Here is a 17,516-nt window from a genome sequence, read left to right on the forward strand (position 1 = left end):
AAACGATTTCAGAAGAATCTGTGAATTAAGAGCTGATGCCACCTCCCGTGAAACGAGCAAGTGGCTCTGAAATCGGATGATGCTCGGAGTAGACCCTTGTAAAACGAGCAAGTCACTTCAAAACCGGGCTATGCTCGGATTATCACTGTAAAAAACGAGCAAGTGGGCTCGAAATCGGGTTATGCTCGGATTAGTCCCTTGTAAAACGAGCAAATAACCTCAAAACTGGATATTGCTCGGATTATGGCCACGTCGAATGGCAGATAAAGGTGATGAGGTGTCCATCTCAAATTTGGTATAGTATGACTAAACTGTGTAAGGGGGATATCAATGATCACTGAAAAAGACAGAAGATACTTAAGAAGGTGTGTGGAACTTGCCCGGGAGGCACTGGAAAAAGGGAACTCGCCTTTCGGCTCGGTGCTCGTTTCAAAGGACGGGGAGGTTTTATTCGAAGATCACAACCGGGATGCGGATGGGGACAACACCCGGCACCCCGAATTTGAAATCGCAAAATGGGCTATCGCCCATCTGCCGGAAGAAGACAGGAGAGACGCTGTCGTCTACACATCGGGGGAGCACTGTTCGATGTGTGCCTCGGCCCACGGTCTTGCGGGGCTCGGCCGGATCGTCTACGCGAGTTCCGGTGAACAGCTGAAAGAATGGAAGAAGGATATGGGGATTGAAGACGGCATGCTGAGAGGCCTGGCCATCACGGAAGTGTTGAGGGATGTGCAGGTCGATGGACCGGAGCCTGAATTATCCGGAGAAGTGAAAAAACTGCAGTATGAATATCACGGCAGATGAGCCGGGAAATGATTCTGACCAATAGGCAGAAAGGCATCATACTTGCAGTGACGGGGGCATTCTTCTGGGGTGTCGGGGGTGTGGCCTCGGACTGGCTCTTCACGAATAAAGGTATAGACATCGATTGGTACGTCACCGCAAGGCTGCTTGCGAGCGGGATATTTTTAGTGGCGGTGCACCGCTTCATGTCGAAGGATATTCCCGTCTTCAGCATTTTCAGGGAGAAGTCGACCGTCATGCGGCTCATCATCTTCAGCATATTCGGCATGCTGCTCGTCCAGTATTCCTATATGGCGTCAATTGACTACGGCAATGCAGCAATCGCGACACTGCTCCAGTACCTTGCGCCTGTCTACATCATCATATGGTATTTGATTAAGGGGCAGGAACGCGTGAACGCATTTGATGCGCTGGCGATATTTTTGACACTTACGGGCACTTTCCTGCTGCTGACGAACGGGTCGTTTGAAAACCTGTCCGTGCCGCTGCCTGCTGTGGTGTGGGGAGTGATTTCCGGATTCTCGCTCGCTTTTTACACGATTTATGCAGGCGCCCTGCTCCGCCGCTTCCCTTCGGTGCTCGTCGTGGGATGGGCGATGATCATTGCCGGCGGTGTGATGAACTTTATCCATCCTGTATGGGAGGTCGGGGCCGGGAGGATGGATATGGCGACCATCGCCGTCCTGCTTTTCGGAATCTTTGCCGGCACGGCGATCGCCTTCTGGTTCTTTATTAAAAGCCTCGAATATATCTCGGCTAAGGAGACGACTTTGTTCGGCACCATAGAACCGCTCGCAGCAATCGTTGCCAGCGTCATCGTGATGAACGTGGTGTTTCAAAGCTGGCAGCTCGTCGGCATGTTTTTGATACTGGTGCTGATCACTTTGCTCTCCCTGAAGAAACAGGATGAATGATCGGGACGTTGCTTAAAGGAAAATGTTCCACGGGTGCGCATCCGGCGGCGGACATTCCACGGATATCATCTCATCTTTTGTGGGATGCTTGACTTCAAGGATGTGTGCCCACAATGCGATTTGCTGGCCTGCCTTGTTGCGTCCCCGGCCGTATTTCTGGTCACCGAAGAGCACATTTCCGGCATTGGCCAGCTGCACCCGGATCTGGTGGGAGCGGCCGGTCTCGAGTTCGATCTCAAGCAGGCTTAAGTCACTGCTTTCGTCGCGGCCCACGAGCTTATAGTGCAGGATGGCTTTTTTGGCATCTTTTACGCCTGCCTTTACGACACTGACCTGGTTTTTCTTCCGGTCCTTCAGCAGATGGTCGGTCAGCGTCTTTTCAGGGGCCTGCATCCTGCCGCGTACGACGGCTTTATATTTCCTTATGATTTTATTCCGTCTCAGCTGATCGGATAATCTGGATGCGGCTTTGGAAGTTTTGGCGAAGACGATCGCCCCGCCGACCGGGCGGTCCAGACGGTGAACAAGCCCGAGATAAACATTCCCGGGCTTGTTTTCATTTCTCTTTATATACTCCTTCAACATGTTCAAAAGGTCATGATCGCCTGAAGAATCTTCCTGCACCGGGATATTGACGGGCTTCTCCACTATCAGCAGGTGATTATCCTCATATAATACATTAATATTCACGGGTGATTCTCCTTCTTTACATCATCAATAACATCCGATTATACCATCAAACGGTTTATATGGAAGATGAAAAGGGAGTTCCTCCGCTTTTAATAAAAATGATTCCAGGGCTTCTCGCTTGGCGGCGTGGATTCAGCAGTCACGGTCTCATCCTTTTCAGGATGCTTGAAAGTGACCGAATGGGACCAGAGTGCGACCGGCTGGCCTATTTTATTATAGTGCTGGCCGTGGTCCGTATCACCGTGGATTGTATTGCCGAGATTGGCAAGCTGGACCCTGATGAGGGATGAATAACCTTTGTCCATCTGGATGTCCATCAATGTCAGGTCGTTCTCCTCATCGCGGTCGATGACTTCATAATGGAGGACGCTTTTCACCGCGTCTGCCTCCTCCCCGTCGGTGATGATGTATAAATTATTCTCTTCATTCTGGACGAGGTGGTTGGTCAGGGTGTCCGCCTTTTTAGGCATCTGTCCACGCACGATTGCCCTGTAATGCCTTCCGACTTTGCTTTTTTCACCGTCACTTGAAAACAGTGAGGCGGCCTCGGCAGTCTTGGCGAAAACGGCGGCACCGCCGATCGGTGTGTCCAGGATTTCGTCGGACTCGGGGTACACCTCCGCACCGTCCTGATTATACTCTTTAATCGACCTCATCAATTCCTCACCTTCATCACCCCTTTTATATGAAGGGATGATGGCGGGTTTCTCAATGACCAGCAGATGTTCGTCTTCGTATAAAACGTTGATATCCATAATGCAGTCTCCTTTACTCTTCACTTCTTTTATATCAATATTAAATCAATTCCCCATTTTGTGCTTAATCTAACATGGGAGACGTGAATCACCATCAAATATTTAAGGATGAATAAGAATGCTGGACCGTTTATCACCCATACTCATACTGATCATGATGGTTCTTGGACTGTTCGCGGGACAGCACGGACCGACGGCGGATATCGCGTCGGTCTTGGTTGTACCGCTGCTGATGCTGCTTTTATTCCTGATTTTCCTCGATGTCCCGTTCAGGGATATCCCGGCATCGGTGAAAAATTATAAATTCAACTTCATTTCACTTGGGATCAATTTCCTATGGACCCCGGTGCTCGCCTATGTGCTCGGTAATATGTTTTTATCCGACCACCCCGTCCTCTGGCTGGGGCTTTTCATGCTGCTGGTCACACCGTGCACGGACTGGTACATCATATTCACGAACCTTGCCCGGGGGAACACTGCGCTCTCCACCACGATCCTGCCGGTGAACTTCATACTGCAGATCATTTTACTGCCTGTCTACATCTATTTATTTTTCGGCGTATTCGAATGGGTCTCCCCGGATGTCATATTCTCGATGATCCTGACACTCGTCATCCCGCTCACCGTTGCGATGGCGGTGAAGCTGATATTTCCCGGGCAATACCTGCAACGGCTGTCTTCGCTGAACCCGGTTGTCTTAAGTCTTGCGGTGTTTTCAATATTTGCATCTGAAAGGGATATCCTCTTCGGCAATCTGGATGTGCTGCAGTTGATTCTGATCCCGATCCTCCTCTTTTTCCTCATCAATTTCTTCATCGGGAACTTTGCTGCAAGGATATTCAGATTCAACTACCGCGATACGGTAAGCCTCGTCATGACGACGATGGCAAGGAACTCACCGCTGGCACTGGCGATTGCGGTGGTGGTGTTCGATGATATGCCCGTCATCACGCTCGCCCTCATCATCGGGCCGCTCATCGAAATCCCCGTACTCGCCCTCACAGCCAAAATAATGACGTTTAAGGATAACCGGACATGAGTCCGGTTATTTTTCATTCCCGGGACCCTGCCGACTAGACTGAATAATATGATAAAATGAAATTATCAAAATATGATGTTTAAAAGGTGGGGATACTATGGATATAAAAAGGTACTCTGAAAACGCCGTCACCGTCTACATCGGGGACGAGATCAGCGAGATGGTCAATAAAACGCTTGTTAACCTGAAAAATGAACTTGAAAGCCGCGGAATCGAAGGCGTCACGGAAATCGTCATCTCGTATACCAGCCTGATCATCTACTTCGATATATTCAAGGTCCGGGGTGAAGAACTCGAGGCATTGTTTAAGGAAATCGATTTGGAAGCTCTGGAAGGCCAGCCTTTCGAATATAAGCTCATCGAAATCCCGGTATGCTACGGCGGGGCGTTCGGACCGGATCTCGAAAGGTTCAAAGAGGACGGGCTGTCGCCTGAGGAAGTCATCGAAATGCACAGCGGCACCGAATATCTGGTGTATATGCTCGGTTTCATGCCGGGCTTCCCCTACCTCGGGGGACTGGATGAAAAACTGTTCAAGGCGCGCCTGGATAATCCGCGGACGAGCATTCCGGCAGGATCCGTCGGGATCGGCGGCAAGCAGACCGGCATGTATCCTTTCACATCGCCCGGCGGGTGGAACCTGCTCGGCCGCACACCGGTCCCTTTATTCGATGAAGGGCGGGAGCCGAGCATCCTCTATGAAGCCGGCGACCGGATCATTTTCAAGCCGATTGATGAAGATGAGTACAAAGCGATTGAACAGCAGGTGGCAGATGGTGAATACGAGGTCAATATCACAAGGAGGGAGGCGGAATGATGACTTTCAAAGTAGTGGATCCGGGGCTGTTTTCCACAGTGCAGGATGCCGGGCGGACCGGTTATCAGGCATACGGCTTCTCCCCTTCCGGGGCGATGGACTACAGGGCGCATAAACTGGTCAATAAACTGCTCGGGAATGATGAAAATGCGGCAGTGCTGGAAATGACGCTCTACGGGGCGACGCTTGAAGTCCTGAAGGAGACGGTCATCGCAACAGCCGGCGCCGAAGCGGAAATCATGGTGGATGATGTATCTTACGGCAGCGGGATGCCCATCCGTATCATGCGGGGCGAGATGCTTAAGATCGGTAAATGCCAGAGTGGTGCAAGAATCTACCTCGGCGCTGCGGGCGGGTTTGATGTGCCGGAAGTGCTCGGCAGCCGCTCCACGCATACGAGGAGCGCCATCGGCGGCTTCAAAGGGCGCACGCTGAAAGCGGGCGATGTCCTCCGGACAGTTGGTGGTGAGTTCCAAAATGATATGAAGAAGATAAAGCCTTTCGAAGAAGATGACGTCATCCGCATCATCCCGGGCCAGCAGTATGGGCGCTTCGGGGATGATGCCCGGGACCAGCTCTTCAATTCCGAATATGAGATCACGAAGGACAGCGACCGGATGGGTTTCCGGCTCAGCGGACCGGAGCTTGCCGCAGAGGACGGGCATGATGTGCTCAGCGAGCCGACGCAGCTCGGCAGCATCCAGGTACCCAAAAACGGACAGCCGATCATCCTTTTGAACGACCGGCAGACGGCCGGCGGGTATGCACGCATTGCGACCGTTGCACTGGCGGATATTCCGAAACTGGTGCAGAAGCCGCCGGGGGAGAAAATCATCTTCAAGGAAATCGATGTGGACGAGGCAGCAGAAGAATATAAAAAAGAACTGGAGCGCATCGGGTCAGATGAATATTTCGAGCCCCTCACCGACTTCACTTCGGTCAGACGGCGCACCGCTTTAAAAATAACGAAGCTGATGGGAGTATGAGAATATGGATATCGATAAAATCAAGGAGCTTGTAAAACTGTTCAAGGAAGAGGAACTGACGAAGCTCAAAGTCGAAGAAGGCGATGTGAAGATTCATATCGAGAAAAGTGAAGTCATCCAGTCCGGCGCACCGCCCGCAGCAGGCCGGGAAGACGGGGGCGCTGCTGAAGAGGCATCATCCGCTTCCGGCCTCACGGAAATCAAGGCACCCCAGGTCGGCACCTTTTATCTCCAGAAGGAGGAAGGTTCCGATGAGAATTTCGTGAATGCCGGGGACAGTGTGGAGGCCGGCGACCAGATCGGCATCATAGAAGCGATGAAAGTGTTCAACGATGTCACCACCGACCACTCGGGCGTGATTGAAGAAATACTCGTCGAAAATGGCGATGCCGTCGAATTCGACCAGGTGCTGATGACACTTCGCAAAGAGGGTGAATGACATGAAGAAGGTGTTGATTGCAAACCGCGGTGAAATCGCCGTGAGGATCATCAGGACTTTGAAGGAGCTGGGCATAGCGAGCGTCGCCGTCTACTCCACTGCAGATAAGGACAGCCTCCATGCGGCGCTCGCGGATGAGGCATACTGCATCGGCCCTGCGAAGAGCAGTGAGAGTTATTTGAACATAGACAGCATACTCGCCGCCGCGGGAATCAGCGGTGCGGATGCAATCCATCCGGGGTACGGCTTCCTCTCGGAAACGCCGGAGTTCGCGAGGCGCTGTGAGGAACAGGACATCATCTTCATCGGTCCGACTTCTGAAATGATGCAGAAGATGGGTGATAAGGCTGAAGCACGTTCGACGATGAAAGAAGCGGGAGTGCCAGTCATACCCGGGAGCGACGGCCCGGTGGAGACGCTTGATGAGGTGAAGGAAGTCATCGAGACAATCGATTACCCCGTCGTCATCAAGGCGGTTTCCGGGGGCGGCGGGAAAGGCATGCGTTTCGTCCATGATGAGTCATCGCTTGAGAAAAGCTTCAAGGAAGCGAAGAAAGAAGCGAAAAATGCATTTGATGATGACAGGATCTACGTGGAGCGCTATATACCGAAAGCAAGGCATATCGAAGTGCAGGTCGTCGGCGACGGCAAAGGTGATGCCGTGCACCTCTACGAAAGGGACTGCTCGATCCAACGGAATAACCAGAAGCTGATTGAAGAAGCCCCAGCACAGATACTCTCTGAGGAATCACGCAAATACATCACGAAAACGACGCGGGATGCGATAGCAAAACTCGAGTACGGCGGCGCCGGCACCGTCGAATACCTTTATGTGGAGGAAGAGGATGCATTTCATTTCATAGAGATGAATACCCGCATCCAGGTGGAGCACACCGTCACGGAAACGATTACGGGGGTCGACATCGTCCGCCTCCAGGTGGAAGTGGCTTTATTCAACGAATTGAATGTGACACAGGAAGATATCGCGATCACCGGCTTTGCGATCGAGACGCGCATCAATGCTGAAGATCCGGAGAAGAACTTCATGCCCTCCCCCGGACCGGTGGATACACTTCATTTTGGGCTCGGACGGAACGTCCGTGTCGATACGGCAGTATATCCGGGCTATCATATTCCGCCGAATTACGACTCCATGATCGCAAAAGTGATCGTGAGCGGAGACGACAGGGCAGAGGCGATCAATAAAATGACCCATGTGCTCGAAGAGACGGTCATCGGTCCCCTCAAGACGAACCTCGACTTCCAGTATTACCTCATGCAGCATCCGGATTATATTGACAATGTGGTGGACATCAAGTTTTTGACGCGTAATGAAATCATTGAAGACTAGGAGGATGGTCATGTATAAAGTGGATTTGAACGCAGACCTCGGGGAAAGCTACGGCAACTATACGATCGGGAATGATGAATCGATCATTCCTTTGATATCATCTGCGAATGTCGCGTGCGGATTTCATGCGAGTGATCCGAGCGTGATGATCAAAACGGTTGAGATGATCAAGGAAAGCGGCAGCACCGGTCTCGGTGCCCACCCGGGATTCCCGGACATGATGGGATTCGGCAGGCGTTACATGGATATGACGGCGGAAGAAGTGCGCGCCATCATGCTTTATCAGATCGGGGCACTGGAAGGCATCGCAAAAACTTACGGTTTGAAGATGAACCATGTCAAACCCCACGGAGCGCTGTATAACGCGACTTTTCAGGATTATGATCTGGCAGTGACGATTGCTGAGGCGGTTAAGGAGTATGATCCGAAACTGAAGCTGATGGGGCTCAGCAACCAGAACCTGGTCAAGGCGGGGATGGAAGCGGGTCTTGAAGTCAGGCATGAAGTTTTTGCAGACCGTGCGTATGAAGATGACGGCACACTCGTCTCAAGGCGGAAGGAAGGTGCGATGATCACGGATACGGACGAAGCGGTTGCACGTGTCGTGAAGATGATCAAGGAGAATAAGGTTGAGAGCATCAATGACAATATGATTGATATTCAGGCGGACAGCATCTGTGTCCACGGGGATGGTGAGAATGCGCTCGATTTCATCAGGGAAATCCGTAATGCTTTCGAGGAGAATGACATTACCATAGAAACGATGTAATTGTCTTTTCAAAACAAGGGGGAGAAAAGCATGGATAAAGAAAAACCAAAAATCACGCTCGCCCAGCGGAGGCTGCTGTTCGGTTCGATATTCCTTATGGCGACTTCCGCGATCGGGCCGGCATTCCTGACGCAGACGACGGTTTTCACCGAGCAGTTTCTCGCAAGCTTCGCATTTGCGATCGTCATTTCAATCATCATTGATATCGGCGCCCAGTTGAATATATGGAGGGTGCTCAGTGTTTCGGGCAAGCGCGGTCAGGAAGTTGCAAACGAAGTGGCACCGGGCCTCGGTTACGTGGTCGCGTTCTTCATCGTGCTCGGGGGCCTTGCCTTCAACATCGGAAATGTTGCAGGTGCGGGCCTCGGCTTCAATGCCATTTTTGGCTGGGATGCACGCATTGGCGCAGCAATCGCCGGTGCATTCGCGATCTTCATCTTCCTGGTGAAGAACGGCCGGACCGTCATGGATGTCGTGACGCAGATACTCGGTGCGCTGATGATCATCATAACGGCTTATGTCATGATCCAGTCGAGTCCGCCGTACGGCGAAGCAGTATACAGGACGTTCGTGCCTGAAGAGCCGCTTGCGATGTTCATACCGATCGTGACGATCGTCGGCGGCACGGTCGGCGGCTATATCACTTTCGCCGGTGCGCACAGATTGATTGAAGCGGGCATGACAGGTAAGGAAAACATCAGATTCGTCAGCCATGCGGCGAACTACGGTATATTGACGACCGGCGTCATGAGGGTCCTTTTATTCCTTGCTGTGCTCGGTGTACTCTCGCAGGGTGCGGTCTTGAGTGAGGAAAACCCGCCGGCATCGGTGTTCCAGTTTGCTCTCGGGGATATCGGCATGCAGGTGTTCGGTCTTGTACTACTCGCAGCGGCATTGTCTTCCGTAATCGGTGCGGCGTACACAAGTGCTTCATTTCTAAGGTCTTTCCACGATTTTTTTGACAAGCATAATAACACTGTCATCGTCATATTCATCGTATTTTCCACACTGGTCTTCACCTTCATCGGGCGGCCAGTCACGCTGCTGATCCTGGCGGGTGCCTTCAACGGGCTGATCCTTCCGCTCTCGCTCGGTGCCGTGCTGCTGGCATCAAGGAGGAAGAAGATCGTCGGCGACTACCATCATCCAATGTGGATGATCATATGGGGTGTCATCGCGGTGCTCGCAACAGCGATCATCGGTGTCATGTCCCTCGGCGGTCTGGCAGAGCTTTGGACAGGTTAATTAAAATGAGGTGATCAAATGGATGCATCAAAAATCCGTGAACGTATCAGAAACGGTGAACATCAGGGTACGACTTCCGGCATAGCCGGGGATAAAGTCCAGGCGAACCTGGTCGTATTACCCAGGAAATACGCCTTCGACTTCCTGCTGTTCGCCATGAGGAACAAAAAAGCGGTGCCCATCCTGGAAGTGCTTGAAGACGGGCGCTATGAAAGTCTCCATGCCAAGGGCTCGGATATCAGGACGGATGTGCCGAAATATAATATATACCGGTATGGGGATCTGATCGAGACGGTCGATGAGGTGAAGTCATACTGGCAGGATGATTTCGTGACATTTCTGATCGGCTGCAGCTTCACATTCGAACAGGCGATCATGGACAGCGGCATCGACATCAAGCATATCAGGGAAGGCAGGAATGTGGCGATGTATAAAACGGATATTCCTGCAGAACCGGCCGGGGCGTTCCATGGCCGGGCGGTTGTGTCGATGCGGCCGTTCAAAAAAGAACATGTCGATGATGTCATCGCAATCACGGAACAGTTCCCGGATATGCACGGCGGTCCTGTGCATGTGGGAAACCCGGGGGAGATCGGCATCGCGAATATGGAGGATCCGGATTACGGGGATGCCATCGATATCGCAGAAGATGAAGTGCCCGTCTTCTGGGCATGCGGGGTGACGCCGCAGAATGTGGCGTTGAATGCAAAGCCTGACATCATGATCACCCACCTGCCGGGCCATATGTTCATCACGGACATCAACAATGAAGAGTATAAGGCGTGATTTTTATTGGCATTCCGATTTGACGGAAGCAGAATCGGAGTGGAGATCGGAATTTGATCCGGAAAACGATCTGAAGCGGCTGAAATCGCAATGCAAATCGGAAATGGACGTCTTAACCGATCTGAAGCTTCCATAATCGGTCCCCAAATCGGAATTCGATCCACAATCCGATCTGAAGGGCTGAAATCGCAGGCTGTGATCGGATTAATGACGGGCCGGTGATAAAAGCCGCTGAATACAAAAAATGTGGCACCTGCAAAGCAGGCGCCACTCTTTAAATCATTAAATCATCAGAAAAGCGAGTGCGGATAAAGCGACGGAGACGATGATCATCGCCATGAGCGGCCTGAAGGCCTTGGTGCGCAGATCCTTCAGGCTCACATTCAGTCCGAGGCCGACCATCGCCATCGTCAGCAGGAAGGTCGACAAGTCATAGACATTTTCAATCACCGCTTCAGGAATGAAGATCACCGGTCCGATTATGTATGTGTTGATGATACTCATCAAAATGAACCCGAGCAGGAACCATGGGAACTGGACAGTGACACCGTCCGGTGCTGATTTTTTCTGATGACGCCTTACGAAATAGATGATGATGAAACATAACGGGATCAGGAGCAGGACGCGGCCGAGTTTGGCAAGCAGTGCAATCGCGAGTGCATTATTCCCAGCAGGCGCCGCAGCAAGTGCCACATGGGCCAGTTCATGCAGGCTCATGCCTGCCCATGCGCCGTAATCCGTATTGGAAATGTCGAGCATCGGGCGCATGAATATGTAACCGATCGAGAAAATCGTGCCGATGAGCGCTATGATGCCGACACTGATGCCGGTGTCCTCGTCCTTCGCTTTTATGATGGGCGCGACTGCCGCGATGGCTGCTGCGCCGCACACGCCCGTCCCCACCCCGAGCAGCAGGGAGAGTTTGAAATCGGCTTTGAATAAATGGGCGAGAGCGATCATTCCGAGGACGGCAAATGCGATGATGATCGTATCTTTGATCAGGAACTCAAGACCTTCACCAAGGATGATGTTGATGTTCAGACGCAGGCCGTAGAGTATGATGGCCACGCGGAGCAGTTTTTTCGATGAAAAAGTGATGCCGCTGTTGAAAGCATAAGGAAACCCGAAAATCTGACGGTAGACGATTGCGACGATGATGGCACTGCCGAGAGGTCCTATAAGGGAGAAACCCGGAATCAAGGCTAAAATATATCCGGCAATGGCCATGATGAATGTGATGCCAATTCCGATAACCCATTTTAATCCCGGGCTCAACCCGTTTTCTGAACCATTCATATTTTCACCCCCGTCTGATTGATATTTATTGATGCAGATTTTTATATTTTACCACATCAGATGGGCGCCTGCCCTTAATCCGGCCGGAAAAATCCCCGTAGGCGGCTTTTGCGGCAATTGGGATTTCATCTGACTGAAGGCACGGTTTTAAATGATTTAATCTTTTATTTTCCCTATAATGTTGGAATATACGTTTAAATGTTTGTACCGAGGTTATATTGAATTATAAGGATATGTATTGTTCAAATGATGTGTATTCATAAAAAGAACTTTAAGGAGCGTGTTTGACGCAATGGGTGAATATTCACGAGAGGATATTCTTAAAAGTGTTGAAGAGGAAGGTATCCAGTACGTCCGCCTGCAATTCACGGATGTGTTGGGCGCCATAAAAAATCTGGAGCTGCCGGTCAGCCAGCTGGAGAAGGCGATGGACGGTGAAATCATGTTCGACGGCTCTTCTATTGAAGGCTTTGTGCGGGTGGAGGAATCCGACATGTATTTGAAGCCGGATCTGGATACGTGGGTGGTCCTTCCATGGACCGACGGCATCGATAAGACTGCGCGTCTGATCTGTGACATCTACGGTATCGACGGTGAACCTTTTGAAGGGGACCCGAGATCCAATCTTAAGAGGATGATCAAGGAAATGGAAGAGATGGGCTATGATAAGATGCATCTTGGTCCGGAGCCGGAATTCTTCTTCTTCAAATTGGACAAAAACCGTGATTACACGACCGAACCGAATGATTACAGCGGTTATTTCGACCTGGACATCACGGATACGAGCGGCCGGTGCAGAAGAGAGATTACAAGGGCCCTTGATAAGATGGGATTTGAAGTGGAAATGAGCCACCATGAAGTCGGTCCCGGTCAGCATGAAATCAGCTTCAAATATATGGATGCACTCCAGGCGAGCGATGCCCTGCAGACGTTCAAGCTGGTGGCGAAGACGATCGCAAGGCAGTATGACCTGCATGCGACATTCATGCCGAAACCCTTATATAAACAGCCGGGCAGCGGCATGCATTACAATGTCTCTTTATTCCGGGACGGGGAAAATGTATTCTATGATAAAAATGATGACTTCGGCCTGAGCGAAGAGATGAGATGCTTCATGGCCGGACTGCTGGATCATGCCAGGGGATATACAGCAATCTGCAACCCGTTGGTCAACTCCTATAAGAGGCTCGCGTCCGGATTCGAAGCGCCAAGGTATATCGCCTGGAGCGGACGCAACCGGACACCGCTCTTAAGGATACCGTCAAGCCGCGGAGCGGGCACACGGGCTGAAGTGAGGTCCCTCGACCCATCCGCAAACCCTTATCTTGCGACCGCAGTGATTTTGGGTGCAGGCCTCGACGGCATCAGGCAGAAGAAGGATTTAACCACCCCGGTCAATGAAAATATTTATGAAATGACACAGAAAGAACGTCAGGCTGAAGATGTGGAAGACCTCCCGACCACATTGTATACGGCATTGAAAGCACTGAGGGAGGATGAAGTGATCAAAGACGCTCTTGGTGAACACATATATGACCACTTCGTCGAAAATAAGACGTTTGAATGGAAAGACTACAGTGCTCAGGTCACCAATTGGGAAATTGAAGAGTATTTGGGGAACTACTAGAGAAAAGGAAAAGCAAGCCTGCATGAATGTAGGTTTGCTTTTTTGTTTTCTGATATTCCATCATTAAGGGAAATGTTAGTATGGGATATAAGATAACGTTTATTCATCAGGGGGATATCATGGATTACAAATCAATCATCGAGCGTAACAGGGAGAATTATCTTGAATCACTTTTTGAAGTCATCAGGCAGAAAAGCATCAGTGCTGAAAACGAAGGAATTGAAGAGTGCGCGGAACTGGTGGCGGAAAAGATGTCGGAAGCGGGGGTCGGCCACGTGGAGATCATTAAGGGCGCGCATCATCCGGTCGTTTACGGTGAACATATCGTTTCGGAAGACGCCATGACCTTGCTCATCTACGGCCATTATGATGTCCAGCCGCCGGATCCTGTGGAAGAATGGGATTCGGAGCCGTTTGAACCGGTGATCCGTGACGGGAGGATCTATGCCCGCGGCGTCGGGGACAATAAGGGGCAGTTCATGGCGCAGATTCTTGCCTTCAGGACATATATGGAAGCCCATGGCAATACGCCGATCAACATCAAATTCATCATCGAAGGTGAGGAAGAGGTCGGCAGCAGGAACCTCGAGCCTTTTATTCACAAACATAAAGATAAGCTGAAGGCCGACCTCGTCTACACCTCGGACGGACCGATGCTCTCGAATGGGCATCCCTACATTTTGCTTGGTGTGCGGGGCATGCTGTATGTGGAGTTGAACGCTGAGGGTTCGGCCTTCGACAACCATTCCGGGAATAAAGGGAACATCGCCCGCAATCCTGTGTGGGAACTTGTGCATCTGCTCGGTACGATGAAAGATGCGGATGGGCGGGTTTTGATCGACGGCTTTTATGATGAAGTGAAGCCGCCGACCGACCTTGAAAAGGAGCTGCTGATGCAGCTGCCTTTCGATCTTGAGGAAATCAGGAAAGAAATCGGGGATGATTCCCTGGAAATGACGAAGGAGGAATATTACCAAAAACTCTGCTTTGAACCCGTTTTGAACATATCAGGATTGGTGAGCGGTTACGGGGGCGAAGGTGCGAAGACGATCATCCCGTCGACTGCGAAACTGAAATTGGATATGCGGCTCGTCATGGATCAGAATCCGGAGAGGATATATGAACTGCTGGAGGCGCACGTTGAAAAACATGCACCCGGTGTGAGGATGAAACGCATCGGCATGATGCACCCATCACGGACATCGGCGGAGCATCCGTACATAGAACCTTTGCGCCGGGCGGTTGAAAAAGGGTTCGGGAAGAAGGCATATATCCAGCCAAGCATGGGCGGCAGCCTGCCGGATGCCGTTTGGACGAAGATCCTCGGTGCCCCGTCCGTCGTCGTTCCGTATGCCAATGCCGATGAGGCGAACCATTCACCGAATGAAAATCTCGTTGTTGAAAACTTTTATAACGGTATCGCAAGCACATGCATGGCGATTGATGCATTGAATGAGTTGTAAGGAAGTGTGGGACCGGTTGGCTGATATTTTAACAGTCCATCGCCCGGCCCGAATTGCTGCATCCCATATTAAAATCAATAAAAAAGGGAGCATGGATTCATCCATGCTCCCTTTCTTCAACCTACTTCAATCTATTGATCACTGCTTCCGCAACACCCTGGGCTGAAGCGGGATTCTGTCCGGTCACGAAATTCGCGCTTGTGACCACATTTTCCTCCATCGGGGCGCCTTCGACGAATCCGGCGCCATTCGAGGCCAGTTTGGATTGCAATAAGAACGGCATTTCTTCAGTCAGATTCATCGCTTCTTCCTCTTCGTTCGTGAATCCTGTAATCTTGATGCCGTCCACAAGGAACTTACCGTCTTTCGTCTTTGCATCGGCGAATGCCGCGGGGCCGTGGCACACCGCGCTGATGATCCTGCCGTCATCCTTGTAATATGCGATGATGTTCTGTATATCCGGGTCACCCGGGAAGTCGAACATCGCCCCGTGTCCGCCTGCAAAGAATATTGCATCGTATCTTTCATAAACTACATCTTTGATGCGCTCAGTATTTTGAAGCAGTCTCGTCACTTCACTGAATCTCGGTGCACTGTTATCGTCGACAGAATTCGGATCTATGGGGACGCTGCCGCCTTTAGTCGAAGCGATATCGACTTTGAATCCGGCACCCTGAAAAGCGATGTAAGGCTCTGCTGCTTCGGACAGCCATAAACCTGTCGGCTTGTCCTTGTCTCCTGCGATTGTATCATGGCTAGTAACCACTATAAGTACAGATTTACTCATATTGATAACCACTCTCCTTTTCATTAATCTACCCTAAAGCGTGTGGTAATAATCTTCAATTAAATCTGTTTTTCACCGAAAAATATATAGACGGTTATCTATATAGATGTTAATCTATCTTAGGAGGAGAGGCACTATGACTTATAAAGAATTGAGCAATATATTGAAAGTGATTGCGGATGAAAATCGTCTGGAAATACTGGACTTATTATCATGCGGGGAGTTGTGCGCATGCGACCTGCTTGAGCACTTCGATTTTTCGCAGCCGACATTGAGCCATCATATGAAAGTGCTGTTTGATAATGAGCTGATCACCTACAGGAAAGACGGCAATAAAAAGATGTATGAACTGAACAGTGAAACGCTGAAGGTGGCCGGTGATTACCTCGGCCTGATTGCACAGGATAATACGGAATGTGTGTGCAGAAGCATGAAAAAAGGTGAGTGTGCATCATGACGATACTTGCAGTACTGATATTCATCGTCACATTGATATTCATCATCTGGCAGCCGAGGGGGCTCGACATCGGCATCACGGCGACAGTCGGTGCTGTCCTTGCCATCATTACCGGGGTCGTGTCATTCAGTGATGTCATTGAAGTTGCGGACATCGTATGGAATGCGACGCTGACATTTGTCGCGGTCATCATCATTTCACTGATACTCGATGAAATCGGCTTTTTTGAATGGTCTGCCAGGCATATGGTGAAGGCGAGCAAAGGCAACGGCATTAAAATGTTCGTATACATATCTTTACTCGGGGCGCTGGTTGCTGCGTTCTTTGCCAATGACGGTGCTGCCCTGATCCTGACCCCGATCGTCCTCGCGATGGTGCGTAATCTGAAGTTCGAGGAGAAGGTGGTCTTCCCCTTTGTGCTGGCAAGCGGGTTCATAGCGGATACGACTTCACTGCCTTTGATCGTGAGCAACCTGGTCAACATCGTCTCCGCGGACTTCTTTGACATCGGGTTTCTGGAATATTTGAGCAGGATGTTCATACCGAACATCTTCTCACTCACTGCAAGCATCATCGTCCTGCTCATATACTTCAGGAATTCCATACCGAGGAAATTTGATGGAGGGCAGCTTGCAGAGCCGTCTGAAGCGATCAAGGATTTGAAACTGTTCAGAATATCCTGGGTGATTCTCGGGGTACTCCTTGCCGGCTATCTGGCGAGTGAGTTCGTGGCGGTGCCTGTATCATTCATTGCAGGCGCAATCGCGATCGTCTTTTTACTCCTGGCAAGAAAATCGCAGGCGGTGAATACAACAGCGGTCATCAAAGGTGCCCCGTGGAATATCGTCATCTTTTCACTCGGCATGTATATCGTCGTCTTCGGTTTGAGGAATGCAGGGATCACGGATCTCCTCGCTGACGTACTGGTTTATGTGGCCGGTCAGGGATTATTTGCTGCAGTGATGGGAATGGGCTTCATAGCGGCGATCCTTTCATCCATCATGAACAATATGCCGACGGTGATGATTGATGCCATCGCTATTGAACAGTCGGGTGTCGACGGCATAATGAAAGAAGGATTGATCTATGCAAATATCGTCGGTGCGGATCTCGGTCCGAAGATCACACCGATCGGATCACTTGCGACGCTCCTGTGGCTGCATGTGCTGTCGCAGAAAGGCATGAAGATCCCCTGGGGTGTTTATTTCAAAGTGGGCATCGTCATCACGATACCTGTACTCATATTCACATTGCTCGGACTTTACCTGACGCTGCTCTTAATCTAAAT

At 50.8% G+C, this 17,516-nt stretch carries 18 protein-coding genes; 14 read left to right on the forward strand and 4 right to left on the reverse strand.

Annotated features, from left to right (window positions below):
* Nucleotides 1–330 precede the first annotated feature (330 nt).
* Both CRN96_RS07185 and CRN96_RS07190 read left to right on the forward strand, forming a co-directional pair.
* Nucleotides 331–807: a nucleoside deaminase gene (locus CRN96_RS07185; RefSeq protein ID WP_097040618.1), complete on the forward strand. Its 477-nt coding sequence runs from the start codon at nucleotides 331–333 to the stop codon at nucleotides 805–807.
* Between the two features lie 8 nt (nucleotides 808–815).
* Nucleotides 816–1,721, forward strand: a complete 906-nt coding sequence (locus CRN96_RS07190; protein WP_097041038.1) for a DMT family transporter — start codon at nucleotides 816–818, stop codon at nucleotides 1,719–1,721.
* 12 nt (nucleotides 1,722–1,733) lie between these two features.
* On the opposite strand, the gene CRN96_RS07195 is transcribed toward CRN96_RS07190, so the two are convergent.
* On the reverse strand, nucleotides 1,734–2,411 hold the full coding sequence (locus CRN96_RS07195) for an RluA family pseudouridine synthase (RefSeq protein WP_097040621.1): 678 nt from the start codon (nucleotides 2,409–2,411) through the stop codon (nucleotides 1,734–1,736).
* Between the two features lie 89 nt (nucleotides 2,412–2,500).
* The gene (locus tag CRN96_RS07200; protein ID WP_097040623.1) at nucleotides 2,501–3,166 is read right to left on the reverse strand and encodes a pseudouridine synthase; all 666 of its coding nucleotides are present in this window, start codon (nucleotides 3,164–3,166) and stop codon (nucleotides 2,501–2,503) included.
* 118 nt (nucleotides 3,167–3,284) lie between these two features.
* Here CRN96_RS07200 and CRN96_RS07205 point away from each other — a divergent pair, with 118 nt between their 5' ends.
* The 8 genes from CRN96_RS07205 (at nucleotide 3,285) to CRN96_RS07240 (ending at nucleotide 10,598) form a co-directional block, all read left to right on the forward strand.
* The gene (locus CRN96_RS07205; protein ID WP_097040624.1) at nucleotides 3,285–4,205 is read left to right on the forward strand and encodes an arsenic resistance protein; all 921 of its coding nucleotides are present in this window, start codon (nucleotides 3,285–3,287) and stop codon (nucleotides 4,203–4,205) included.
* 97 nt (nucleotides 4,206–4,302) lie between these two features.
* The gene (gene pxpB, locus CRN96_RS07210; protein WP_097040626.1) at nucleotides 4,303–5,022 is read left to right on the forward strand and encodes a 5-oxoprolinase subunit PxpB; all 720 of its coding nucleotides are present in this window, start codon (nucleotides 4,303–4,305) and stop codon (nucleotides 5,020–5,022) included.
* Entirely contained in the window at nucleotides 5,019–6,008 is a 990-nt protein-coding gene (locus CRN96_RS07215; RefSeq protein WP_097040628.1) for a 5-oxoprolinase subunit C family protein, read from the forward strand. The genes pxpB and CRN96_RS07215 overlap by 4 nt, the downstream gene beginning before the upstream one ends.
* Nucleotides 6,009–6,012: 4 nt before the next feature.
* The gene (locus tag CRN96_RS07220; protein ID WP_097040630.1) at nucleotides 6,013–6,447 is read left to right on the forward strand and encodes an acetyl-CoA carboxylase biotin carboxyl carrier protein; all 435 of its coding nucleotides are present in this window, start codon (nucleotides 6,013–6,015) and stop codon (nucleotides 6,445–6,447) included.
* Between the two features lies 1 nt (nucleotide 6,448).
* Nucleotides 6,449–7,798: an acetyl-CoA carboxylase biotin carboxylase subunit gene (locus CRN96_RS07225; protein ID WP_097040632.1), complete on the forward strand. Its 1,350-nt coding sequence runs from the start codon at nucleotides 6,449–6,451 to the stop codon at nucleotides 7,796–7,798.
* 10 nt (nucleotides 7,799–7,808) lie between these two features.
* Nucleotides 7,809–8,567 (forward strand): LamB/YcsF family protein, encoded by a 759-nt coding sequence (locus CRN96_RS07230; RefSeq protein ID WP_097040634.1) that lies wholly within the window; start codon nucleotides 7,809–7,811, stop codon nucleotides 8,565–8,567.
* 30 nt (nucleotides 8,568–8,597) lie between these two features.
* Nucleotides 8,598–9,812: an NRAMP family divalent metal transporter gene (locus CRN96_RS07235; protein WP_097040636.1), complete on the forward strand. Its 1,215-nt coding sequence runs from the start codon at nucleotides 8,598–8,600 to the stop codon at nucleotides 9,810–9,812.
* Nucleotides 9,813–9,830: 18 nt separating this feature from the next.
* Entirely contained in the window at nucleotides 9,831–10,598 is a 768-nt protein-coding gene (locus CRN96_RS07240) for a putative hydro-lyase (RefSeq protein WP_097040638.1), read from the forward strand.
* Between the two features lie 282 nt (nucleotides 10,599–10,880).
* Here the strand turns inward: CRN96_RS07240 and CRN96_RS07245 are convergent, their stop codons facing one another.
* On the reverse strand, nucleotides 10,881–11,894 hold the full coding sequence (locus tag CRN96_RS07245) for a YeiH family protein (RefSeq protein ID WP_097040640.1): 1,014 nt from the start codon (nucleotides 11,892–11,894) through the stop codon (nucleotides 10,881–10,883).
* A 292-nt stretch (nucleotides 11,895–12,186) separates the two neighbouring features.
* Here CRN96_RS07245 and glnA point away from each other — a divergent pair, with 292 nt between their 5' ends.
* Nucleotides 12,187–13,521, forward strand: coding sequence for a type I glutamate--ammonia ligase (glnA, locus tag CRN96_RS07250; RefSeq protein ID WP_097040642.1), 1,335 nt, complete (start codon nucleotides 12,187–12,189; stop codon nucleotides 13,519–13,521).
* A 119-nt stretch (nucleotides 13,522–13,640) separates the two neighbouring features.
* Complete coding sequence (locus tag CRN96_RS07255) at nucleotides 13,641–14,984, forward strand: M20/M25/M40 family metallo-hydrolase (protein WP_097040645.1); 1,344 nt, start codon at nucleotides 13,641–13,643, stop codon at nucleotides 14,982–14,984.
* Between the two features lie 121 nt (nucleotides 14,985–15,105).
* Here the strand turns inward: CRN96_RS07255 and CRN96_RS07260 are convergent, their stop codons facing one another.
* Nucleotides 15,106–15,771 carry a type 1 glutamine amidotransferase domain-containing protein gene (locus CRN96_RS07260; protein WP_097040647.1) on the reverse strand — a complete coding sequence of 222 codons (666 nt, stop codon included), beginning with the start codon at nucleotides 15,769–15,771 and terminating at the stop codon, nucleotides 15,106–15,108.
* Nucleotides 15,772–15,907: 136 nt separating this feature from the next.
* Between CRN96_RS07260 and CRN96_RS07265 the strand changes: the two genes are divergently transcribed.
* Nucleotides 15,908–16,228, forward strand: coding sequence for an ArsR/SmtB family transcription factor (locus CRN96_RS07265; RefSeq protein WP_097040648.1), 321 nt, complete (start codon nucleotides 15,908–15,910; stop codon nucleotides 16,226–16,228).
* Nucleotides 16,225–17,514, forward strand: coding sequence for an arsenite efflux transporter membrane subunit ArsB (arsB, locus tag CRN96_RS07270; protein WP_097040651.1), 1,290 nt, complete (start codon nucleotides 16,225–16,227; stop codon nucleotides 17,512–17,514). Before CRN96_RS07265 ends, arsB begins: the two co-directional genes overlap by 4 nt.
* Nucleotides 17,515–17,516 lie beyond the last annotated feature (2 nt).

The organism is Salinicoccus kekensis (genome assembly GCF_900220995.1).
In the GTDB taxonomy this organism is placed as follows: Bacteria; Bacillota; Bacilli; order Staphylococcales; family Salinicoccaceae; genus Lacicoccus; species Lacicoccus kekensis.